The sequence below is a fragment of the Amphritea atlantica genome, assembly GCF_018860855.1.
Taxonomy (GTDB): domain Bacteria; phylum Pseudomonadota; class Gammaproteobacteria; order Pseudomonadales; family Balneatricaceae; genus Amphritea; species Amphritea atlantica_A.
Genome location: NZ_JAHKQE010000027.1, coordinates 39,760 through 64,700, shown reverse-complemented (window position 1 = coordinate 64,700; position 24,941 = coordinate 39,760). Strand labels below are relative to the sequence as shown.

General features: G+C 49.5%; 19 protein-coding genes. 13 read left to right on the top strand and 6 right to left on the bottom strand.

From position 1 onward, the window contains the following. Positions 1-374: hypothetical protein (locus tag KO512_RS12290; protein WP_215952647.1), on the bottom strand; the 374-nt coding region annotated here is incomplete at its 3' end. 239 nt (positions 375-613) lie between these two features. Here KO512_RS12290 and KO512_RS12285 point away from each other — a divergent pair. From KO512_RS12285 to cydX, 4 genes are all read left to right on the top strand, one after another. Beyond that, entirely contained in the window at positions 614-2,698 is a 2,085-nt protein-coding gene (locus tag KO512_RS12285) for a bifunctional diguanylate cyclase/phosphodiesterase (protein ID WP_215952646.1), read from the top strand. Between the two features lie 489 nt (positions 2,699-3,187). Beyond that, positions 3,188-4,756 (top strand): cytochrome ubiquinol oxidase subunit I, encoded by a 1,569-nt coding sequence (locus KO512_RS12280; RefSeq protein WP_215952645.1) that lies wholly within the window; start codon positions 3,188-3,190, stop codon positions 4,754-4,756. After that, entirely contained in the window at positions 4,749-5,885 is a 1,137-nt protein-coding gene (gene cydB / locus KO512_RS12275) for a cytochrome d ubiquinol oxidase subunit II (RefSeq protein WP_215952644.1), read from the top strand. The genes KO512_RS12280 and cydB overlap by 8 nt, the downstream gene beginning before the upstream one ends. Positions 5,886-5,902: 17 nt before the next feature. Further along, positions 5,903-6,001, top strand: coding sequence for a cytochrome bd-I oxidase subunit CydX (gene cydX, locus KO512_RS12270; RefSeq protein ID WP_215952643.1), 99 nt, complete (start codon positions 5,903-5,905; stop codon positions 5,999-6,001). 45 nt (positions 6,002-6,046) lie between these two features. Here the strand turns inward: cydX and KO512_RS12265 are convergent, their stop codons facing one another. Continuing rightward, a complete protein-coding gene (locus KO512_RS12265; protein ID WP_215952642.1) occupies positions 6,047-7,363 on the bottom strand; it encodes a sigma-54 interaction domain-containing protein in 1,317 nt (438 codons plus the stop codon). Positions 7,364-7,460: 97 nt separating this feature from the next. On the opposite strand from KO512_RS12265, the gene cydD reads away from it, so the two are divergent. Beyond that, on the top strand, positions 7,461-9,179 hold the full coding sequence (gene cydD / locus KO512_RS12260) for a thiol reductant ABC exporter subunit CydD (protein ID WP_215952641.1): 1,719 nt from the start codon (positions 7,461-7,463) through the stop codon (positions 9,177-9,179). Further along, the gene (locus tag KO512_RS12255; protein ID WP_215952640.1) at positions 9,172-10,791 is read left to right on the top strand and encodes an amino acid ABC transporter ATP-binding/permease protein; all 1,620 of its coding nucleotides are present in this window, start codon (positions 9,172-9,174) and stop codon (positions 10,789-10,791) included. Before cydD ends, KO512_RS12255 begins: the two co-directional genes overlap by 8 nt. Positions 10,792-10,943: 152 nt before the next feature. Here KO512_RS12255 and fusA read toward each other — a convergent pair whose 3' ends face one another. The 3 genes from fusA to cueR all read right to left on the bottom strand — a co-directional run bounded on the left by fusA (position 10,944) and on the right by cueR (position 14,365). After that, entirely contained in the window at positions 10,944-13,028 is a 2,085-nt protein-coding gene (gene fusA, locus KO512_RS12250; protein ID WP_215952639.1) for an elongation factor G, read from the bottom strand. Between the two features lie 155 nt (positions 13,029-13,183). Continuing rightward, a complete protein-coding gene (locus tag KO512_RS12245) occupies positions 13,184-13,747 on the bottom strand; it encodes a phosphoribosyltransferase (protein ID WP_215952638.1) in 564 nt (187 codons plus the stop codon). A 204-nt stretch (positions 13,748-13,951) separates the two neighbouring features. After that, positions 13,952-14,365, bottom strand: coding sequence for a Cu(I)-responsive transcriptional regulator (cueR, locus tag KO512_RS12240; RefSeq protein ID WP_215952637.1), 414 nt, complete (start codon positions 14,363-14,365; stop codon positions 13,952-13,954). Between the two features lie 326 nt (positions 14,366-14,691). Between cueR and KO512_RS12235 the strand changes: the two genes are divergently transcribed. Both KO512_RS12235 and KO512_RS12230 read left to right on the top strand, forming a co-directional pair. Then, positions 14,692-16,908 carry a heavy metal translocating P-type ATPase gene (locus KO512_RS12235; protein WP_215952636.1) on the top strand — a complete coding sequence of 739 codons (2,217 nt, stop codon included), beginning with the start codon at positions 14,692-14,694 and terminating at the stop codon, positions 16,906-16,908. A 115-nt stretch (positions 16,909-17,023) separates the two neighbouring features. Then, on the top strand, positions 17,024-17,284 hold the full coding sequence (locus KO512_RS12230; protein WP_215952635.1) for a hypothetical protein: 261 nt from the start codon (positions 17,024-17,026) through the stop codon (positions 17,282-17,284). Here KO512_RS12230 and nhaB read toward each other — a convergent pair. After that, positions 17,235-18,743, bottom strand: coding sequence for a sodium/proton antiporter NhaB (gene nhaB / locus KO512_RS12225; RefSeq protein WP_215952634.1), 1,509 nt, complete (start codon positions 18,741-18,743; stop codon positions 17,235-17,237). The two genes, KO512_RS12230 and nhaB, sit on opposite strands and share 50 nt — an antisense overlap. 262 nt (positions 18,744-19,005) lie before the next feature. Between nhaB and KO512_RS12220 the strand changes: the two genes are divergently transcribed. From KO512_RS12220 to KO512_RS12200, 5 genes are all read left to right on the top strand, one after another. Then, complete coding sequence (locus KO512_RS12220; RefSeq protein WP_215952633.1) at positions 19,006-19,737, top strand: glutathione peroxidase; 732 nt, start codon at positions 19,006-19,008, stop codon at positions 19,735-19,737. Between the two features lie 146 nt (positions 19,738-19,883). Then, a complete protein-coding gene (locus KO512_RS12215) occupies positions 19,884-21,161 on the top strand; it encodes an imelysin family protein (protein ID WP_215952632.1) in 1,278 nt (425 codons plus the stop codon). Positions 21,162-21,165: 4 nt separating this feature from the next. Further along, positions 21,166-22,656, top strand: coding sequence for a di-heme oxidoredictase family protein (locus KO512_RS12210; protein ID WP_252735001.1), 1,491 nt, complete (start codon positions 21,166-21,168; stop codon positions 22,654-22,656). Next, positions 22,653-23,744 (top strand): imelysin family protein, encoded by a 1,092-nt coding sequence (locus KO512_RS12205; protein ID WP_215952631.1) that lies wholly within the window; start codon positions 22,653-22,655, stop codon positions 23,742-23,744. Before KO512_RS12210 ends, KO512_RS12205 begins: the two co-directional genes overlap by 4 nt. Continuing rightward, entirely contained in the window at positions 23,734-24,861 is a 1,128-nt protein-coding gene (locus KO512_RS12200) for a DUF1513 domain-containing protein (protein WP_215952649.1), read from the top strand. Before KO512_RS12205 ends, KO512_RS12200 begins: the two co-directional genes overlap by 11 nt. Positions 24,862-24,941 lie beyond the last annotated feature (80 nt).

Here is a 24,941-nt window from a genome sequence, read left to right as displayed (position 1 = left end):
TGATGCCAATGACAATAATGCAGCTGGCGCTGATGTCGATGGTGCGGTTCGCAAAGCTCACCAAGCACCGTTGGTGACAATGAAGAATAAATCGCATCGCTGATGCCAATGACAATAATGCAGCTGGCGCTGATGTCGATGGTGCGGTTCGCAAAGCTCACCAAGCACCCTACGAGTGAGGTATAAACCCACCAACACACCCGAGCAGCCATCGCCGCCGAAGACAACGCCCACACCTTCAGTGGACTCCCCGTAGGGTGCCGATGAAGAATGAATCGCATCGCTGGTGACAATGAAGAATAAATCGCACCGTTGATGCCAGTGACAATAATGCAGCTGGCGCTGATGTTGATGGTGCGGTTCACAAAGCTCACCAAGCACCCTACTTATTGGCGGTGAATTGGTGCAGATGCCGATAAAGGTCGCCATCATCCGCTGTAAAACCGCAATCTCATCACTAGATCAAACTGATAGCTGTGCTATTCTATTCGTCCGCTGAAAAGTATCGATTTAACGACTTGTCAGCTATTTTCAAATAATCATAGCCATCAAATTTTGACGATATTTACCTACAAAATAACTTAAATTAGCCAGAGCTCAGGAGGTCGTACAGATGCCATTCTTTAAAACCCTCCCGCTGCGCAAAAAAATGATTCTCTTGCTGCTCTTGACCAGTAGCACAGTGCTCACACTAGCGACAACAGGGTTTGCCGTGAATGATTGGCATGATTCCAAGTTACAGCTAACAGAGAATCTACGCTCACAGGCTGATATTATTAGTAATAACTCCATCGCTGCGCTGACATTTGAAGACCCCGAATCTGTCCGCATGACCCTCGAGTCCCTGAAAAATGTTCGCAATATCGTCCTCGCGGTGGTGTACGATGCCAATAAACGGATATTTGCCCAATACTCACCCCAGAATTACCCGACTCCGCCACTACCGGACAGCCTAGAGGGAGAGCTCAACGGGAGCCTTTATGTCATTCGTCCGGTCAAGGTCGATCAAGAAACTGTCGGCTTTACCCTGTTACTCACCGACCTTAGCTATCTAAAAAAACGCCAACGTGACCAGATTGGCATCGCCTTTGTCGTCTTTTTACTATCACTCATCGTCGCTTTGTTGCTCTCCAGTGTGGCTCAAAACATTATCACTCGTCCGATTACTCGGCTCGCCAGCACTGCTCGGAAAATCACCCGTACACGCAATTACCAACTTAGAGTCCGTAACCGCTCTAGAGATGAAATCGGCAGCTTAGCAAACGATTTCAACCGGATGATTGAGCAAATTCAGACGCGGGAAAACGAGCTGCAGGATGCCCGGCAACTACTGGAAAAGAAAGTTAAGGACCGCACCGCAGAACTACTACGGCTCACAGAACAACTAGAACATCAGGCCTTTCACGATAATCTAACCGGTCTACCCAACCGTTCAACTTTCGACAAGAAGCTAAATGCCGCGATCAACTATGCCAGCCGCCAAGGTGAGCAACTGACCGTCATGTTTCTCGATCTCGATCGCTTTAAAGATATCAATGACACCCTCGGCCACGATATGGGTGATCAGTTACTCATAGAGCTATCCTCACGATTAAAAAACTGCCTCAGAGCAAGCGACACCCTCGCCCGTTTTGGTGGTGATGAGTTTGCAGTACTCACGGTTAGCACATCACAAGACCATGCCACGAATATCGCAGTAAAACTCATTGAAGAGGTTAAAAAACCGGTCATCATTGATGATTTAAACCTACAGGTCACCACTAGTATCGGTATTAGTGTTTATCCTGACGACGGGCCTGATGCAATCACCCTCGTAAAGCATGCTGATACCGCTATGTACTCTTCTAAAGCCGCGGGCCGCAACCAATTTAACTTTTTCGATAAGCAGATGAATATCCATTCAGAACGGCGTATTCAGCTGGCACAAAAACTAAGACACGCCATCGATAACAACCTGTTTCAGGTTTACTACCAACCCAAGTGGTGCACCCGTCGATCCGCCATTGTCGGGGTAGAAGCTTTAATACGCTGGTTCGACGCAGAAGAGGACGCTATCTCCCCAGAAGAGTTTATTCCGCTCGCGGAAGATCAAGGGCTTATTGGCCAGGTCGATCAGTGGGTGATGCATAAAGCATGTCAGGACATCCTTCAACTGCACCAGCAATTCGGATATAAACTCCAGTTATCCGTTAACTTTTCACCAGCACACTTTATACGCCATGATCTTTACACGCGAATCGCCGATGTACTCACCAAGACCGGCTTTCCAGGGTCATCCCTGGATCTTGAAGTAACCGAAACGGTCATGGCCACTGAAAATGATTCCCTGCTGAAACAGCTCGATCAGATTCGTACCCTCGGCATAGAGATATCCATTGATGACTTCGGTATCGCTTACTCATCCCTCAGTCGCTTAAAACGTTTACCACTAAACACTCTCAAAATAGATCGCTCATTTATTCGCGATATAGGGCGTGATCATGACGATGAGATGATCGTCAAAACCATTATCGATATGGCCCACAACCTGAACCTTAAGGTCGTTGCCGAAGGCGTAGAAACCCAAGAACAATTAACCTTTGTAACCCAATATAACTGCGATCAGGTACAAGGTTTTCTGTTTAGCCCCCCTCTTCCCTTAGAAAAACTGATTGCATTAATGCAGGCACAGGAAAGTGCTCAGTTAAACCAGCCTTAAATATTTACCCCGTCAGCGTTAATAACTTTTTGAGTTGTCTTTTTAAACATAAAGCCCTGAATGGGCACAAAAGCAGCTAAAGTGCAGACTCAATAACCAAGGTAGTCGTATTGAGTAAATACTTTTCGGTATTTTTTTATGCTATAAATGCAATATTAAGACAGATTATCTACATCCGCTTACAGCCCATTCGAGGCATGACGGACCGGCACGCTATGCCATATTTGTCTTAAAGCAACCTGCGACGCTATGTCACAGTTTTTTTGCCATTTTTTGCGTCATAATGACAAATGTTGCGCTAAGAGGCTTCTTAAACAGAGGACCCCTTCATAATAAAAATAGACAAAACAATACGTTATTGTCTTTTTAGTTATTTGGTACAGTCTTTGCTGTAACACAGTTATAGCTTGAGTCGTTGAGCACTGACTCTGTGTCTACACGTTTGACGCTCTATCGATTAGAGCGCCGAACTAATGAAGGATTTAAACTATGGTTTCTGAAACGGTTGTCGAATTATCGCGCTGGCAATTCGCCCTCACCGCGATGTATCACTTTCTCTTTGTGCCCCTAACGCTGGGGTTATCATTTATGCTTGCGATCATGGAATCGGTCTATGTTATGACCGGTAAACAGATCTATAAGGATATGACTCGCTTCTGGGGCAAACTCTTTGGTATCAACTTTGCCCTCGGCGTTACCACCGGACTGACAATGGAGTTTCAGTTCGGCACCAACTGGGCCTATTACTCCCATTATGTCGGCGATATATTCGGGGCACCACTGGCCATTGAAGGCTTAATGGCGTTCTTTCTCGAATCCACCTTTATCGGTCTATTTTTCTTCGGCTGGGATCGCCTCACACGGGTGCAACATCTAGGGGTCACTTGGCTGGTCGCGATTGGCTCAAACTTCTCAGCCCTGTGGATTCTGATTGCCAATGGCTGGATGCAAAACCCTGTCGGCGCCTACTTTAACTTTGAAACCATGCGTATGGAGATGGACAGCTTCGCTGAAGTTCTGTTAAACCCCGTTGCCCAGGTTAAGTTCGTCCACACCGTGTCTGCCGGCTATGTTACCGGCGCCATGTTCGTGCTCTCTATCAGTGCCCTCTACCTGCTGCGCAAACGAGATGTCGCCTTCGCTCGTCGCTCTTTTGCAATCGCCTCCGCATTCGGCTTGGCATCGATCCTTTCGGTGATCTTGCTCGGTGACGAAAGTGGTTATGAGATTGGTGAAGTACAGCAAGTGAAGCTCGCGGCGATCGAAGCAGAATGGGAAACCCATCCAGCACCCGCATCTTTCACCGTGGTTGGCCTGCCTAATCAGGAAGAACAAGTCACCGATTACGCAGTACGCATTCCTTGGGTACTCGGGCTCATCGCCACGCGCTCACTGGATGAAGAGATCACCGGCATTAAAGATCTAATTGCCATGAATGAGGTGCGTATTCGCAGCGGGATGAAAGCCTATGACCTGTTACAACTACTGCGCAACGGTAACGATACCCCAGCGAACCGAGAAGCCTTCAGCGCGGTCAGCGATGACCTAGGCTATGGTTTGCTGCTCACTCGCTTTACGCCGAATGTCAGTGACGCAACAGAAGAACAGATCAAGAAAGCGGCGCGGGATACCATCCCTCAAGTCGCACCTATCTTCTGGACCTTCCGCATCATGGTCGCCGCAGGTGGTATTATGTTGTTCACTTTCGCTACTGCGTTCTACTACACCGCCCGCCGTCGTGAATATAAAACTCGCTGGCTGCTAAAACTGGCGGTACTGTGCCTACCACTACCTTGGGTTGGTGTAGAAACAGGCTGGTTCATTGCCGAGTTTGGTCGTCAGCCATGGGCTATTGGTGAAATTCTGCCCACCTATGTTGCTACATCAACACTCAGTGAAACTGACCTGTGGCTTAGCATCGCTGGTTTTGCAGCCCTTTACACCTTTTTCCTCTGTATTGAAGTTTTCCTGATGGTTAAATATATACGTAAAGGTCCGAGCTCCCTCGAAACCGGTCGCTATCATCATGAAAAACTAGGAGAAACTCAGCATGTTTGATTATGAAACTTTGCGTTTAGTCTGGTGGCTTTTAGTTGGCGTACTGCTAATCGGCTTTGCCATCGCCGATGGCTTTGACCTTGGGGTGGCAATGCTTCTGCCACTATTGGGTAAAAACGACACCGAACGGCGGGTGATTATCAACACTATAGGGCCACACTGGGATGGTAATCAGGTTTGGCTCATCACCGCAGGGGGTGCCATTTTTGCGGCTTGGCCACTGGTCTATGCTACCGCCTTCTCCGGCTTTTACTGGGCGATGTTACTCGTCTTGTTCGCCCTGTTCTTCCGCCCTGTGGGTTTTGAATACCGAAGCAAAATGCCGAGTGCACGGTGGCGTAATAACTGGGATCTAGGTATCTGCTTAGGCTCCTTCGTACCCGCGTTGGTCTTTGGTGTCGCTTTCGGCAACCTGTTCCAGGGTGTTCCGTTCAGCTTCGACGACTTGACTCGGTCAACTTATACCGGCTCGTTTTGGGCCTTGCTGAACCCCTTTGCCATTGTCTGCGGTTTGGTGAGCGTTGTGATGCTAGTACAACATGGCGCGGTCTGGTTGCAGATGCGCGCCGGCGGTGCTATTCAGCAGCGTAGCCAATCCGTTGCAGCGCTATCTGGCGTGCTACTTAGCGCCCTGCTATTAATTGCCGGCATCTGGTTATACACCGCGATCCCAGGCTTTAGCATTAGCAGCGATGTCATCGGTGATGCTAGCTCAAACCCATTGAACAAAACCGTGGTTCAAAGTGCTAACTGGTTTGGTAATTTCGCCCAGTACCCACTGCTGTGGTGCTTACCATTAGCCGCGGTGGTTCTGCCATTGCTAACCAGCATTCTCGCGCGTGCCCAGCGCTCTGGCTTCGCCTTTGTCTCTAGTGCGCTAGGAATAGCCGTCATTATCTTGCTGGCAGGTGTAACAATGTTTCCGTTTGTTATGCCTTCATCTACCGACATGGCGAGTAGCTTGACCCTATGGGATGCAACATCAAGCAAGTTAACACTGGAAATCATGCTCTGGGTAGCACTGTTCTTCGTACCCATCATTCTGATCTACACCACTTGGTGTTATGTCAAAATGTGGCGCCGAGTGGAGCCTGAGTTTATTGAGCAGAATAATATTTCTAACTACTAAACTTAACGGAGAATAATATGTGGTATTTTGCTTGGATTCTCGGTGTTCTTTTGGCCTGCAGCTTTGGCATCATTAATGCGATGTGGCTAGAACATCAAGACGAAATTGAAGAATAATCCTGATCATACAGGGTCATAAATGTACAAACTGGGGCAGTGATATCACTGCTCCAGTTTGCGATACAGGGTTCGTAAACTACAGCCCGCTATCTCAGCAACGTGACTCTTATCCGGATAAACTCGCAGTAACGCTTCAAGATAACGCTGCTCAACTTGCTCAATGCTGAGCCCTTGCGCAGCTAACTGAGCCAAACCTTCTGTTTTTTGAGAAACAGATGTCGATACCGACATCAAATTTAAACTACGTTGGATTACATCGACATCGATTAGGTCATCATGACGTAACACAACCGCCCGTTCGAGGATGTTTTTCAGCTCACGTATATTGCCCTTGAAGGGCTGCTGCGCCAACAGTTGCAACGCCTCATCGGTCAAGCGCAATGGAGCCTTATCCTCAATACGCAAAAGAATACTTTCCACCAGCAACGGCAGGTCTTCACGGCGTTCAGACAAAGATGGCAAGCGAATAGGAAAGGTGCTGATACGATGAAACAGATCTTCCCGAAACTCACCCAGTTCGACCATCATCTGCAGATCTTTATGAGTTGCACACACCAGTCGAAAATCAGCGGCAATAGGCTTACTATCGCCCACCGGACGGAAGGTTTTTGTCTCAATCAGCCGCAACAATTTAACCTGTTGATGCAACGGCACATCACCGACCTCATCGAGAAACAGAGTGCCACCATGGGCCGACTGAACCAATCCGGTACGCGAATGAATCGCCCCGGTAAACGCCCCTTTCATATGACCAAACAGTTCACTCTCAAACAGACTATCGGTGAGACCAGAACATTCCACCGTGACGAAGGGTTTGCTAGCCCTTGGACTAGACGCGTGGATCGCTTGGGCCGCCAGCTCTTTACCCGCCCCCGAAGAGCCCACCAACAACACATTGGTACCGGTCTTACCAACCCGCTGAATCAAGTCTACCAACTCATTAAAGGCCCGACTCCGACCAATCATTTTATTGGCAATCGGCTCGGCACTCACTTCTCGAATCGGCGTCATCAACTCAATAAAGTAAATTTGCTCTTCGTCATCGGTGATCGGTATGGTTTCAATACCCACATGCTCTTTGCCCTGTGGCGTATTATGTATATGCAGCACGCTAGCCCGATGACCGCTATCACGGGCTTCCTGCATCGGGCAGGTTTCCCCTTCAAGATCACAAGGCCGTTGATAACCATGGGAAAGAAAGTAACATTTAGCCGAGCTACGCTCATCCAGACTACCAAAGCGAAAATCATAGTTCGCATTCGTTGCCACCACATTATAATCAGCATCAATCAAAACGGCGGGAGAGCTATAACTATCCAGCACATTACGCATCGTTCTCAACCAACTTGCTTTAGTCATGGCGATACTCCTTTTCCGTCAATTATGGCTAAAATGTGTCAATAATGACAAGCTCACCTATTTATTACCAGCACCTTACCAACAGAGGCCGTCCTTGATGAGCCAGATCAGTATTTCTACCCTGCAACAGTGCAGTGATGGTCAGCAGCTACTGCGGCTGGCGGGTAAAATCAGCCGCCGGGAAAACCGCTGGCTAACAGGCTTAGGCGTGCTGCAGACCGCCGCCACCATTGCCATTACGGCACTATTTGCCTTGCTCATCAATAACGCCGTTTATAGCCAAGCTAGCCCAGCGCCGTGGCAACAAAGTGCTTGGCTAGCACTCGCCGCACTACTCATACTGCGGGCACTACTGCCACTCTGGCAGACCCGTCTAGCGGACAAAGCCAGTATCAACGTTCGCAATCAGTTACGGGCAGTGGTGCTAGAGCATTGCGCCGATTTACAGCTTAACTTAGAACAACATTTCAGTAGCGCAGAACTCAGCAACCTGCTCAGTAGTGAAATCGACAGCACCCGAGATTACTTTGCCGAATTTCTACCACAACAACGACTGGCCATGCTCACCCCTCTGCTCATCATGCTCGCCTGCCTCTGGAGTGGCTGGCTGGTACCGCTATTATTGGCACTCTCAGCACCATTAGTCCCCTTATTTATGATTATTGTCGGCCACAAGGCCGCCGAAGCCAGCCGTCGCAATCTAACGGAGCTAACACGACTCGGTAACCTGCTGTCAGACCGGATTAAAGGCATCTCAGCGTTACAACTCGCCAACCGCTGCGATGAAGAGCAACAAAGCCTATTTAAACAGTCAGAGAAGTTTCGCCACTCGACCATGCAGGTGCTACGGCTCGCATTTCTATCCGGCACCTTACTTGAGTTTTTCAGTGCAATCAGTATCGCCATGGTGGCGGTTTACCTAGGATTACTCTATCTGGATAAGTATCAGATCGGGATGTGGCAAGACACACTCACCCTAAGCCACGGTATATTCCTGCTTATGCTCGCACCGGAATTCTATCTGCCGCTACGCCGCTTAGGTGCGCTCTACCATGCCCGAGCCGACGCCAGCAGTGTCGCAGATCATCTGCTGAAATTACTACAATTGCAGCCCATTAGCGCCACCGAAGCCAAACAAACACCGGCAGAGAACATCGATCAAATCAGCCTACAGCAACTGCAAACCGGCTATGGTGATACCGCGATTGGCAAGCCTCTCAGCTGCAATCTGAAACGTGGGCAGATCACTCTCCTAACAGGTCCATCAGGGGTGGGTAAAAGCACCTTACTGGACACTCTTGCTGGCCTACATCCAGCGATCAGTGGGCAGGTAGAGGTGAATCAAACAGCGATCAATATTTTCAACAACCGCCACTGGCAGCAACGCATCGGTTATATGACGCAGCAACCTGAGCTACTGTTTGACAGTATCCGCCATAATCTATGCCTTGGCAGAGAGTTCAGTGATGAACAACTATATGATGCCCTCAAACAGGCCCGTGCCGCACAGCTCGTCGACGCATTACCCGAGCAATTGGACTACTGCGTCAGCGACAGTGGCGGGTTTCTCTCCGGTGGCCAAGCACAACGCATTGCCCTCGCACGGGTCTTTTTACACCAGCCAGACCTACTACTATTGGATGAGCCGACCGCTAACTTAGATCAGGAGAACGCCCAAGCCTTTATGGCAGGCCTGCAACAGTTCGCGGCAAACGGCGGCATTGTTCTGATCAGTAGCCACCGGGACGCACAGACTCAGTTTGATCAAGTCATCAACCTCAGTGCAGATCAATCCGCGGAGATATCCCATGCCTGAACTTGTGAAGCGCTATTTTCAACTACTGTGGCAGCAACGCGGCATGGCCTCCCTCGGACTACTGCTAGCCACCATTACCGCCTTATCTGGTATCGCGTTACTCGCCGTCTCTGGTTGGTTTATCAGCGCCACGGCGGTGGCAGGTTTGTCACTCGTGGCAGCCCATGGTTTTAACTATTTCGCCCCTGGCGCCGTTGTCCGAGGCCTATCTATCAGCCGAACGTTTGGCCGCTATGGCGAAAGACTGGCCACCCATGAAGCTACTTTTCGGGTCATTTCACACCTGCGCAGCGAGATGTTCGCCACCCTTGCACGACACAATTGGCAGGAGCAGCCCCTTAATAGCCATGAAGCCAGCAGCCGCCTGCTGGATGATATTCGTCATGCCGAATCACTGTACCTCTCAGCACTGGTGCCTGGACTCGTCATGCTACTCAGCAGTTTGCTCTATCTGGCAACAGTCGCCCTGTTCCTACCGCCATTGGCGCTCTGGCTAATACTGCCGTTACTGTTTTCGGTGATTGCTGTACCGCTGCTCTATCTCCGTCGGGTACTGCAACCCCAAAACACCCTGCACCAGCAGCGAAATCTGCAATGGCGTGATGCCCATTCGCTGTTTAGTAACCTACGCACACTGATCCTGTTTGACCGACTATCACATCAGAGTGACACATTAAGCGATAGCGCCAGTATCGCTGATACCACTGAACAGCAAACTAGCGATGCACGACAGCGGGTTAATATTCTCAATCAACTGGTTCAAGCCGCGATGCTACTGCTGGTGTTATGGCAAGGGCTTCTTGGCTTAGCCGCCGGCCAATTGGAGGGAACACTGGTCTTTATGCTGCTATTGCTGACGCTCGGCTTACAGGAAGTTATCACTACCGGCAGCAGCGCACTGGCCGCTTTTGCCTTAGGCTATAAAGCGTTGCAGCGAATTGGCCAACTCAGCCCAGCAAAGCAGCAAGTAGATCAACGCCTGTTTACTGACGCGAACGAGAAGCAAACCCAAATTATTATCCAAGGACTCGAATATCGCTATCCGTCTCGACAAGAAGCCACCATCTCCGGCCTCAGCGCGACGCTAGACACAGATAACTGGTATTGGTTAACCAGCCCAAGCGGCTACGGAAAAACCACGCTAATGCAGCTCTTAGCCGGCCAGCTGCAGCCCCAGCAAGGTGTGATCCGCTACGCAGGTCTACAACCGGATCAGATCGGCATGATGCCGCAACAGGTGAGCCTGTTACAGGGCTCATTACGCTTTAACCTCTGTTTGCATCACGACTTTAGCGATGCTGAGCTATGGGAGGCACTGCATACCGTTGAATTGGATAGCTGGGCAGAACAACTACCGGAACAGTTGGACACTTGGCTAGGAAAGGGCTCTCACCTACCTTCCGGTGGCGAACTGAAACGCCTAGGGTTAGCGCGGCTTATCTTGCTCGACCGGCCCGTTTTATTACTCGATGAGCCGACGGCCGGTATCGATACCGAACGCAGCCAACGGATTCTTCAACGCCTGCAACAGCGGTGGACGAACCGCATTGTGATTATCAGCAGCCATGACATTCAACTAATGGCAGCTGACGATCAACTCTTAACGCTATAACCGCAGCCATAACACCAAAAAACCCGCCAAGGCGGGTTTTTTATGATCTTGCGTTCACCCTTGATCAACCAATCATCAGCGGGGCGGCATTTCTGCCGGACACAAAAAAGGCCCGCGCGATGCGGGCCTTCTTATATAACGCTCAGCAACAATTACTTGTTAGCTTTGCGCTCTTTCTCTTCAGCGATAACCTTATCAGCAACAGATGCTGGGCAAGCTGAGTAGTGAGCGAACTCCATAGAGAACTGACCACGACCAGAAGTCATTGTACGCAGGTGTCCGATATAACCGAACATCTCAGACAGAGGTACGTCAGCTTTAATACGTACGCCTGAACCGGCTGCTTCTTGACCAGAGATGATGCCACGACGACGGTTAAGGTCACCGATAACGTCACCAACGTGATCTTCAGGAGTGAATACGTCAACCTTCATGACAGGTTCCAACAGCTGTGGACCCGCTTTAGGCATAGACTGACGGAACGCACCTTTAGCCGCGATTTCAAACGCAATCGCAGAGGAGTCAACCGCGTGGTAGCCACCATCATACAGCTCAACTTCAACGTCCAGCACAGGGAAACCAGCCAGTGGGCCTGTATCCATCATGCTCTTGAAACCCTTCTCGATAGCTGGGAAGAATTCTTTTGGTACGTTACCACCCACAACAGTAGATGAGAAAGTGAAGCCAGAGTTCTGCTCGCCCGGCTTGATGCGGTAATCGATCTTACCGTATTGACCTGAACCACCAGACTGTTTCTTATGGGTGTAGCTATCTTCGATCGCTTGAGTGATAGTCTCGCGGTAAGCAACCTGTGGCTGACCTACGATCAGTTCAACGCCGTAAGTACGCTTCAGGATGTCAACTTTGATATCCAAGTGCAGCTCGCCCATACCTTTCAGGATGGTTTCGCCAGAATCTTCGTCAGTTTCAACGATGAAGGTAGGATCTTCTGCAACCATTTTACCGATCGCGATACCCATTTTCTCAGCACCACCTTTATCTTTAGGTGTTACTGCGATAGAGATTACTGGCTCAGGGAAGACCATCGCTTCAAGTGTACATTCATGCTTAGGATCACACAGTGTGTGACCTGTCTGTACGTTTTTCATACCAACGATCGCAATGATGTCACCGGCTTGAGCAGAATCCAGTTCTTTACGCTCATCGGCTTCCATTTCACACATACGACCAACACGTTCCGTTTTACCGGTGAACGAGTTAAGGATGGTGTCACCTTTCTTCAATTTACCAGAGTAAATACGAACAAAGGTCAGGGCACCGAAACGGTCATCCATGATTTTGAATGCCAGGGCGCGGAAAGGCTCATCAGTAGAAACCGTAGCGACTTCACCTGTTGGCTCACCGAACTCATCGGTCAGATCCTGTGGAATAACGTCTGTTGGGCTCGGCAGGTAATCAACAACCGCATCCAGAATCAGCTGAATACCTTTGTTTTTGAATGCAGAACCACAGTAAGTTGGGAAGAACGCCAACTCACGAGTACCAGTACGGATACAACGCTTGATATCTTCCATAGCAGGCTCTTCGCCGTCCATGTAAGCCATCATCAGGTCATCGTCTTGCTCTACAGCGGTTTCGATTAACTGTTCACGGTACATTTCAACATCTTCTACCATATCGGCAGGGACATCGGTCACGACGAAGTTTTCTGGCAAGCCAGTATCGTCCCAAACGTAAGCTTTACGCGTTAGCAGGTCAACAACACCCACGAAGTCTTCTTCACGACCAATAGGCAGAACCATGATCAGTGGCTTAGCCGCCAGTACGTTTTCAACTTGGTCGACAACTTTATGGAAGTCAGCACCCATACGGTCAAGTTTGTTAACGAAGATGATACGGGAAACGCCCGATTCATCAGCATAACGCCAGTTAGTTTCTGATTGAGGCTCAACACCACCAGAACCACAGAATACGCCGATGCCGCCATCCAGAACTTTCAGTGAACGATATACTTCAACAGTGAAGTCAACGTGCCCTGGAGTATCGATGATGTTCATGCGGTGATCTTTCCAGAACGTGGTGATCGCCGCTGACTGGATAGTAATACCCCGCTCAGCTTCTTGTTCCATGAAGTCAGTAGTGGACTCACCATCGTGAACCTCACCTGTCTTATGGATTTTACCTGTCAGCTTCAGGATACGTTCGGTCGTAGTAGTTTTACCCGCGTCTACGTGGGCGAAAATACCGATGTTACGGTAGTGTGATAAGTCAGACATTTCTTCACTCGAATGTTAGGGGCGTAAAATGCGCGGCATTATACCGCATTCATTGGCATTTGTAGATAATTTAAGCAAAGAAAAATCCTCGCTTCAATATCAACGCTCAGGGTTCACTTTTTGGGATGTCGATACTCTGATATAAGATCAAAATGTCAGATGCCGTATTCCTCAAAAATCTCTTTCAGACCTGGCTTATTAGCCAGCATCTCTTCTTGATTTAACCCCTTAAGCTCATGGGGGAAAACCAGCCAATCTTCTGATTTATGCAAGTAATAATCGGGTTCCAGATCGGTCCGATTGTTAGCGGGCTTGAACCAGGGGGTCGCTATACGAATATCATGGGGTGCATTCAGACGCGCTTTATCTCTCAGCGTATCGATGACAGCCTTGATACTCAATCCGGTGTCAAACACATCATCAACAATCAGCAATGAGTCTGCTTGATTGATGTTGCGCACCAGATAATCCAGCCCATGCACCCGCACCTCTTTATTTCGAGTACCAATACCCGAATATGAAGAAGTACGAATAGCGATATGATCGGTATCTACACCCAGATGATCTAACAGTTCCTGTACTGCGATACCGACCGGAGTACCTCCGCGCCAAACACCAACAATAAAATCAGGACGAAAGCCACTATTATAGACTTCCAACGCCAGCCTGAAAGAATCTTCAAGTAGGTCCTGCGCACTCAGATATATTTTTTCAACCATCTGTCTATTCCATTCACCGGCCTATATTCGGCCTATGAGGACCTCAATATACAGGTCTATGAAAGTACCGATTTGTCGGCAAGGCCCGCTACTGTACGTATTCTGATCAAACCGCGCAACATTAGACGCCGTTTTTATACAAAAAGCACCTACCATTTATTCCTCTGACCCACAGATCTTTGAAAACAATTCAAGCAGCACTTTCTACGTCAAACGACTATCTTCATCGGCGACACCATTTAACTGATCCAGAATGGGACATTCCGCCTGCTCATCGCCACGACAAGCACTGACTGCGGTTTCCAACATGGCTCGCATCTGCTGTAACGATTCAATCTGCTGATCGATCCGCTGGATCTGCTGTTCAGCTTTCTGTTTAACGCTGGCGCTGGTGCGGCTAGGGTCCTGAGATAACTGGAACAGGGCGCGGCTCTCTTCTAACGAGAAGCCCATATCCCGTGACCGCTTGATAAAGCGAAGCACCTCTAACTGCTGCTCACTATAGATGCGATATCCATTTGCCGAGCGTGCCGCCGGTGGAATAACACCTTGCTGTTCATAAAAGCGGATGGTTTTACTGGTCAGTCCGGTGGCGGCGGCAGCCTGAGAAATATTCATAATGTGCTCCGACAATGATTTAAGTGATAACGCGTTACTTTTCAGAGTATCAAATAGACAAAATCACTAGGCGCTGATCAACATAGCGGAAAGAGAAGCCGGCGATATCACAACCGACAGGAATAACCAAATTTAAGCACTAGACAGGGCAGAGTAAAAGGAGAATCACCCGATAGTCGCTTAAAACAAACCCATTTTTAGCTAAATATGACTTATTTAGCCAATAGATTCGCGTCTTCTTAGTAAAAATGCAACTCAGGGTTGACCTTACAGTGACTGGAAGCCCTAACCTATTTAGCAGATAAACACTGTGATGAGAGTACATCATGACCACAACACTACTATTAGAGAACGTAACCTGTGCCGGTTGCGTGAAAAAAATTGAAAAAGGCATCAATGCACTACCCAATGTCGAGCAGGCAACGGTGGATTTCCCTCAACGACGTCTCAATGTCGAAGGTTCCATTAGCGGCTCTGAGCTGATCGAAGTCTTATCGGAGATCGGTTACCGAGGTCGTCTAGCCAGCAATGAAGCTGCCGACCGAGCACGTCAAAAAGCGCAGCAAGCCGCGCAATATAAACAGTATATACGCAACACTTTATTCGCTTTAGGCATCGGCATTCCGTTAATGATTGCCGGTATGCTGATGGATGATATGAGCGTGCAAACCCCACAGGATCAGCTCATTTGGGGCGTTATAGGCTTACTGACACTGTCCATTTTATTATTTCCTGGGCGACACTTTTTCACCGGAGCCTGGCATGCGCTGAAAACCGGTTCCGCTACCATGGACAGCCTGATCGCCTTAGGTACGGGGTCCGCTTGGCTGTTCTCAACCGCTATCGTGCTGTTTCCAGACGTATTCCCAGCGGGTTCGCGACACCTGTATTACGAAGCGAGCGCCATGATTATCGGGTTGATCAATTTTGGCCAAGCGATGGAGATCCGTGCACGCGGTAAAACCTCCGAAGCGGTCGAACGACTACTCAGCCTACAACCCAAAACCGCCCGTGTTATTCGTAATGAAAAAGAGATAGACCTACCACTAGAGTTAGTCGAAACCGGCGACCGACTACGTATTCGCCCCGGCGAACAGGTGCCAGTCGATGCCTTCGTGGAGGAGGGTAATAGCCTGATCGATGAAGCCATGCTCAGCGGCGAACCGCTACCGGTCAGCAAATCAGCCGGAGACACTGTTAGCGCAGGCACACTGAATAAATCCGGCGCACTCATTGTCATCGCAGAAAAGGTTGGCAGCGAAACCGCCCTGAGCCGTATTATCGAGATGGTAAAACAGGCTCAAGCCAGTAAGCCAGAAATATCTAAATTAGCCGATACAGTCGCGAGTATCTTCGTCCCCGTGGTTATCCTCTGCAGTATTGCTACCGCGTTGATCTGGTATCTGTTTGGCCCCGAGCCTCCGCTGTCATATATGTTAGTCACTGCGACGACTGTATTGATTATCGCCTGTCCTTGCGCCTTAGGTTTGGCGACACCGATGTCGGTCATGGTCGGGGTAGGGAAGGCCGCTGAATACGGCATCCTCATCCGCAACGGACAAGCGCTGCAGACGGCCTCACAGCTAGACACCTTGGTACTGGATAAAACCGGCACTATCACTGAAGGCGCTCCTAAAGTCACTGATATCCTCACTGACAAGCCTGATATGCTGCAATTAGCTGCCTCACTGGAAAGTGCATCGGAGCACCCATTAGCAGAAGCCATTGTACGCTATGCCAACGAACAGCAAGTCGGCCTGTTAGCGGTGGATAACTTTCAAGCACTCAGCGGGCGCGGTGCCAAAGCCCGTATCAATAACACTGAAGTTAGCCTGGGGAACCAAGCTTGGATGGACGAGCAGGGTATCAACTGTTCCGCGTTTGTCGATCAGGCCAACACCCTAGCAGAACAAGCTAAAACCCCCGTTTACGTTAGCCTCGATGGACAGCTAGCCGGTATTTTGGCGATTGCAGACCCGATCCGAGCAGACTCTATCGCAGCGATCGCCCGACTACAGCAAGCTGGACTCAAAGTTATTATGCTCACCGGTGATAACCCACATACCGCCGCCGCAGTTGCCCGACAGGTGGGTGTGGATAACTTTATTGCCGGTGTTTTACCGGAAGAAAAAGCGAGGGAAGTCGAGAAACTACAGCAGGCGGATAATACCGTTGGGATGTGTGGCGATGGAATTAACGATGCGCCCGCATTGGCTCGGGCCGATGTTGGTTTTGCGATCGGTAATGGCACCGATGTTGCGATAGAAAGTGCCGATATGGTACTGCTTCGCAACAGCCTGCACTCCGTTGTCGATGCGATTGAACTGTCACGCGCCACCCTAAGCAATATTCGCCAGAATCTGTTTGGAGCCTTTATCTATAACAGTTTAGGCATTCCCATCGCCGCAGGGGTTTTATTCCCATTCACAGGCCTGCTACTCAGTCCCGTTATTGCCGGAGCCGCCATGGCCTTTTCATCCGTCACCGTGGTGACTAATGCCAACCGACTACGGTTATTTAAACCCTCTTCGGCCAAAATCTAGAAACGGGAGAAAACCAACCAAAAGCCTGTAACAAAGCTATTTATCCTTTGTCACAGGCTTTCAGGCTGGTTTCAGCCAAGTAAATGATACTAGGGCTATCAACGTCGGAGGTCTTATGTGCAGTTCACCCAAAGCCAGTCATCATAGCCATAGCAGCGGTACCACACTGAGACCAACACAGTTAAGCGGTCATCAGCAGGCAGATTTTGCAGCTAAAGCCAACGCCGCTTTCGAACGCAGAGAGCAACGACGACTACAGCGCAACCAAACCGCTCCAGCCCCGATGGCTAAACCCTCTTTGCTACAACAGTTTTGGCACAAACTGTTTAGAGCAGATACCACACCGCCAACAACCCAGTCACACTCAACACAATAGTGTAGGGCAGGGCCATGATGACCATCCGCATATAGGACAACCTAATCAGTGGCGCAACCGCCGAGGTCAATAGAAACAGAAACGCCGCCTGACCATTCGGCGTGGCAATACTCGGCAAGTTAGTGCCGGTATTAATCGCCACCGCCAACGTATTAAAATGCGCCTGACTGATACGCCCTGCGGCAAAAGCATCCGCCACCTCATTAATATAAACCGTGGCGACAAAAACATTATCACTGATCGCCGATAACAGACCATTAGCAATAAAAAACATCACCGGCTGATAACGTAAATCCTGTGCTAATACCGCTTCAATCACTGGCGTAAATAGATGCTGATCGTGAATCACCGAAACAATAGTAAAAAATACCACCAACAGCGCCGTAAAAGGCAACGCCTCCTCAAATGCCCGGCCCAAACGGTGCTCTTCAGTCACACCATTCAAACTGGTCAACAAGATAATCACCATCAGACCGATTACCCCCACTTCGGCCAAGTGAAAGGCCAACGCTAGGATCAAAAAGATAGCGACCGCAAACTGCATATAAAGCTCAGCCTTCTCTTTCATACCCCAGTGGGCATGCGCCTCCTGATCATACTGTTTGAGAATATCGAACACCGGTTGGGGAATCCGTCCACCGTAACCAAACCAGCCGGTCTTTTCTAATATAACCGTGGTGAGTAAACCGCAAAGCAGTACAGGCATCGAAACGGGGGCGACATTAATAAAGAAGTCATTGAAGTACCAACCCATCTTCTCGCCAATCAACAGATTCTGAGGCTCACCCACTAAGGTACTGACACCACCCAACGCAGTACCGACAGCGCCATGCATTAACAAACTACGCAGAAACGCCCGAAATTCATCCAGCTCTATGCGGTGTTCTTCATGCACAGCATCATCGTTCGACTGGTCATACTCCACTCCGGGATGACAACCAGAGACAACCTGATGATAAATAGCATAAAACCCTACCGCAGAACTGATCAGCACTGCGGTAACGGTCAATGCATCGAGAAAGGCTGACAGCGCCGCCCCCATCATAGTAAACAGCAGCGCTAAAGCCGTCTTATTACGCACATTCAGTAACAGCTTGGTGAAAACAAACAGCAGCATGCCTTTCATAAAGTAGATGCCTGCCACCATAAACATCAATAACAAAAGAACCGGTAGATTAGCGCTGATCTCACGATACACATGGGCAGGTTCCGACAGATGCATCACCACCGCTTCTATCGCCAACAGCCCTCCCGGTTGCAGGGGGTAACACCTAAGCGCCATGGTTAGCGTAAAGATAAATTCAAAAATCAATACCCAGCCACTCACTGCCGGCCCCATCAATTCATTAACTAATGGATTAGCGACAAGAAAAATGAGTATTAACTTTTTATACCATTCTGGTGAATTACCCAGAAAGTTACTGTAAACCGCCTGTAGAAAAGAGCGTAAACTGTCCATATGTTTATAGCAGCATGACGAATATCCGCTGCTCTCCCTATAACCACTTTAATGTAATGGGTTTATCTTAAACCAGCCGCACGACTAATCGCCATAACAGAAACAGGTATCGTCTTATATTGAACGACGCTTTAAAAGAAAACGCCACTTGTGATTAGCTTTTGACTATCGAGATCTTAAAATTAATTAATTTTATTAACTACCAGCATTTTGGCATTATAACCCTATTGAAACTTACTACCCCATTAGAGGAATGAAACACATGCTAACCAACAAAGAAGGCCAGAAAATCCCTCAGGTTACGTTCCACACCCAGCAGAACAATCAGTGGGTAGATGTCACCACTGACGAACTGTTCGCCGGTAAAAAAGTCATTATTTTTGCCCTGCCGGGTGCCTTTACCCCGACTTGCTCAACCACACACTTACCCCGTTATAACGAGCTACTACCGGTATTTAAGCAGCAGGGTATCGATAGCATTATCTGTATCTCAGTCAACGACACCTTTGTTATGAATGCATGGCAGGCGGACCAAGGCGCTGAAAACATCACCTTTATTCCAGATGGCAACGGTGAATTCGCCGCCGGTATGGACATGTTGGTCGATAAAGAAGATATCGGTTTTGGCAAACGCAGCTGGCGCTATTCGATGCTGGTCGTTGACGGCGTCGTTGAAAAACAATTTATCGAACCCGATCTGCCTGGCGACCCGTTCACCGTGTCTGATGCCGACACTATGCTCAACTACATCAACCCGAATGCAGAGCAACCAAAACGGGTTAGCGTACTCAGTAAACCAGGATGCCCACACTGCACCCGCGCCAAAAAACTGCTGCAAGAAAAAGGCTTCCACTATGAAGAAATTGAATTGGGCAGCCACGGCCTAAGCTACAGTTCATTGGCCGCCATTAGTGGTCAGGGAACGACACCGCAAATATTTATTGATGGCCAATGCATCGGCGGTGCCGATGAGTTAGAAGAATACCTTGCTTGATCTAACGTCTCGCGATTAACCCAAAAGCCGGTCTAGACCGGCTTTTTTGCGCCTTTTTTAAATTAGGAGTGCTTTAAATTCATTTCTATATTGCGAATCATTCTTATTTGCATTAGCATCTCTGCATCACGTAACGGAGTAACGTCATGCATCTTAAATCTTTTCTATCAGCCTCGATTATCGCTGCTGCACTGCAAGCCCCAATGGCTTTTTCCGCGGCCCCTGCACCGGCAGATATCATCGACAACTATGCTGATATCGCCTTAGCGACCTATGAAGACTCGTTATTCAGTGCCAAAAACCTGCAACTGAGTATCAACAAATTATTGCAAAACCCAACGCCTGCCACCCTGCAACAAGCCCGCACGGCTTGGATTGCCGCCCGAGTACCCTACCAACAGTCAGAGGCCTTCCGTTTTGGTAACAGCATCGTTGATGACTGGGAAGGACGGGTTAATGCTTGGCCGCTAGATGAAGGCCTGATCGACTATGTCGATACGGGTAAATACGGTACCGAATCCGACGAGAATGAACAATTTCGAGCAAATGTCATCGCTAACACATCATTACGTGTCGGCGGGGTAGAGATTGATGCATCGAAAATCACCCCAGAATTACTCTCCGAAACGCTGCATGAAGTCGATGGTATCGAAGCCAATGTCGCCAGCGGTTATCATGCGATTGAGTTTCTTCTGTGGGGTCAGGATTTAAACGGCACTAACCCTGGCGCAGGCAACCGCCCAGCAACAGATTTTAGCCTAGACAACTGCACCGGTGGACACTGTGATAGACGCCGAGACTATCTACAAGCAGCAACCCAACTGTTGATTACGGACCTACAAGAGATGGTTGGCAACTGGCAAGACGATGGCGCAGCCCGTCAGGAGCTAACCGCGAAAGAAGATAACGACGCGATCGCCACCATCCTCACCGGTATCGGCAGCCTCGCTTACGGTGAATTGGCTGGGGAACGCACCAAGCTAGGATTGATGCTTCACGACCCAGAAGAGGAACATGACTGCTTCTCGGATAACACCCACTGGTCACATTTCTATGACGCCAAGGGTATCCGCAATGTTTATCAGGGTAAATACTCCCGTATCGACGGCAGTGTCGTATCTGGCCCTAGCCTGTCAGACTTCGTCGCGGCAAAAGCGCCGGTGGCCGATCAAAATATGCAAAACAAACTGGTCGCCACTGAAGCCGCGGCCCAAACCATGGTCGATGCTGCTAGTCAGGGTCAAACCTTCGATGTCCTAATCGGTGAAAATAACCCTAAGGGCAATCAAATGGTGCAAACCTTTGTGGACTCATTGACCGATGAGACTCAAGCCATTGAGGACATCATCGCCGTACTGGACCTTGACGGTGTTGAACTGGAAGGATCCGATAGCCTAGATAGCCCTGAAAAGGTCATGGAATAAGTCCATGCGGGCAGACTTCTCCAAACGCCGACGAACCAGCCTCATCCTGACACCGGTACTGATGCTTGCTCTCCTGAGCATCTCAGCACTGGCTAAAACAGAGGAAGCCGATCAGTTGGCGGGGTATATCCCAGGGGAAGAACGCCCTGGCGGGAAGACCAGTCATAACAAACCCCGTGATCGCCATGTTTTCAGTCAGCCTTCAGCCAATATGAGCTTTGCTGACCGATTCAACTTTCGTCTCGGCGAGAGCCTTTTCGATAAGATCTGGGTGCCATCGCCATCATCAACTACCGCCAGTGATGGCCTTGGCCCTCTCTATAATGCCCGCTCTTGTGATCAGTGCCATCAACGTGATGGTAGAGGACGCCCTCCCGCTGCTAACTGGCCACAAGAGCAGGCCACCTCACTGTTTCTCCGTTTGAGTATTCCACCGCAAACCGACGAGCAGCGACAACAACTCAAAAATGGCCAAATCGAGGCTATTCCAGATCCTACTTACGGTATTCAACTGCAAAATCGGGCGATCAACGGTCTCGATGCAGAAGGCCATATGCAGATAACCTACACCGAGAGCCAAGTCAGCTTGGCCGATGGCACTCAGGTTAACCTGCGCAAGCCGACCTACCGTATTAGTGAGTTAAAATACGGCCCACTGCACCCCCAAGTGATGTTTTCCCCCCGAATAGCCCCTGCGATGCTTGGATTAGGTCTACTAGAAGCAATTCCCGATAGCGCCATTATGGCTCTCAGCGATCCTGACGATCTGAATAGCGATGGTATTTCTGGACGCCCCAATTGGGTTTGGGATCAGCAACAAGAACAACTGACCATTGGCCGGTTCGGTTGGAAAGCGGGTAATCCAACCGTTCTAGAACAAACCGTGAGTGCGCTGAGTCATGATATCGGTATCAGCACGCCTTATCGGCCATCACCATACGGTGACTGCACCCTGCGCCAAACAACCTGCCTAGATCAGCCAGAAGGGAATACTCCGCAACAGGACAACAGCGAAGCCTCTGCAGAACTGGTCCAGTTACTGGTATTCTATACCCGAAATTTAGCACCGCCGGTCAGACCGGCAGCTCAACAGCCAGAGGTGCTTCGAGGCAAAGCGATTTTTCAGCGCAGCGGTTGTAGCCATTGCCATCAGCCCCATTTTGAAACTGGCAGCAACCCCGACTTCGCTGAACAATCAGCACAGCGGATCTGGCCTTATACCGATCTGTTACTGCATGATATGGGCGAAGGCTTGGCCGATCATCGGCCGGAATACAGTGCCACGGGACGGGAATGGAAGACTCCGCCGCTATGGGGTATCGGCCTGACCAAAACCGTTAACGGTCATCGTTTTCTACTACATGACGGTCGTGCCCGCACTTTATTAGAAGCGATTCTCTGGCATGGCGGTGAAGCCGCTGCCGCCCAACAACAGGTCATTAATTTAGCAACATCAGAGCGAAATGCCCTGATCACTTTTTTGGAGTCATTATGAAACAAGCCTCTTCTCCTCTGTGGCCAACATTGCTGGGAGCGGCATTTTTACTGACGCTTACCGGCGTGCTACACGCAGCACCCACGGAGCAACAGTGGAAAACAGTCAATCATGCACTGGTAACAGAGCATATTATCCCCCGCTATCAACACTTAGCGGAGAGCAGTAACGTACTAAAAAACAGCACCTCAGCTCTTTGCCAACAACCCGACCAAGCTCACCTCAGCGCGGCTCAACAAGCCTTCCATCGCACCATGGATGACTGGGAAAGCGTACAACATATTCAATTTGGCCCGATTGAAAACCTGATGCGTAATTTCAGTATGCAGTTCTGGCCGGATAAGAAAAACCTGATCGGCAAACAGTTGAACATACTACTCGCCGAACAAGATCCAGCCACACTGAAAACCGACGCGCTATACAAAGCAAGCATCGGTGTTAAAGGTCTTCCTGCACTGGAACGCTTACTCTTTACCGGTCAACTGAGTGAACTTGAAAACAACAGTTATCGCTGTCAGTTAACCAGCACCATTGCTGCCTATATCGCCGAAAACAGTGCGGCGACGGTGACCGAATGGCAACAAGCGTACAGCCCCTCCGTCTTTAACGCCGGCAGTGAAGACAGCTACTATGATGATCATCAAGAAGCTGCCGTTGATATGCTGAAATCACTGGTTGAACCCGTTGAAGCGATTCGTGACCAGAAAATTCTTCGGCCACTGGGTAACGGTGAAAAAGTACGTCCCCGCCGCAGTGAATCTTGGCGTAGTGAGCGTTCGATACGCAATATTCAGCTCAATATGGCCAGCCTCCAAGATCTTTATGAAGGCCACCCAGACAATGTCGCCAGTCTTTTACGCCAACAGGGAGCAGCGGACCAAGCGGATAAGATCAGCGGACTATTCAACGATATTATTGCCCAATTGAAAGCCATCCAAGGTCCATTAACGACCACCCTTTACCAGCCGCAAACCGTGACCCAACTGCAACAGGTCAGCGCCTCACTGAAGCAGCTAGACTTAGCACTCAATGCCGCCATGAAGACGCTTGATATTCAATTAGGATTTAACAGCCGTGATGGAGACTAATCGCCGTCGGTTCTGCCAACTGCTCGGCAGTGCATTTTTATTGCCCTCGTTATTGTCAGAACCGGTGCTGGCCGGTGCTAACAAATCGCAAACGCAGCCACTGTTCGCCTCGGCCGCGCAAGACCGCGATGGCAACTATCACCTTTACCTGATCGGAGAGCAGGGCGACGTTCTGTTAGATCATCCGCTGTTGGGACGAGCTCACCATACTGAAGCTCACCCAACGCGGCCGCTACTGGCTTGCACCGCACGACGCCCGGGCCGTTTTATCGATATTATCGATTACCAAGAACACCAGCTCATTAAACGTATTCACGCCGAAGCGGGGCGACACTTTTTTGGGCATAGCATCTTCACTGAGGATGGCCGCTGGCTGATCACCACGGAAAATGAACTCAGCACAGGGCAGGGTAGAATCGTCATTCGCTCGCTGGCTGACGACTATGCCATTATCGCCGATTATCCCAGCCATGGGATCGGCCCTCACGAGTTGATTCAACAACCCAGCAGCTCAGTATTAGTCGTTGCCAATGGCGGTATTCTCACTCATCCAGATCATGGCCGAGAGAAACTTAATTTGGAGAGTATGCAGCCCTCGTTGGTTCGCTTAGATATCAATTCCGGCGAGCTATTAGAGCAACAGATGCTGCCAGCTGAACTGCATCAACTGAGTATCCGTCATATTGATACCAATTCAGCGGGGATCACCGCCATTGCATTGCAATATCAAGGCGATATCGGTCATAACCCACCCCTCGTTGCCATCCATCATCCGGGGCAGGCACTTGAACTCATTTCGGCGCCCGAACCCATTAACTTAGCGATGAAAGGTTACTGCGGCAGTGTCCGATGTGATCATAGCGGTCGCTTCGCCGCCGTATCCGCTCCAAGAGGCGATCTGATTTCATTTTGGGATCTGCATGAAAAGCAGTTTATCTCATCGATTAAAAGTCGTGATGGCTGTGGTTTAACAGCAACCGCCAATGACAGCGAATTTATTATCAGCGCCGGCACCGGCCGCTGTATTAAACATAACCTTAAAACCGGCCACACCAGTCGACTGCATCAGACGATAAAAACCGCTTGGGATAATCATCTGATCAGCATACAAACCTGATCTTCACTACCGTTCGGCACTAAACCGAACAAATACCAACACCGGAACACAGGCCAGAATTCATCTTCTGTGCCTCTGTT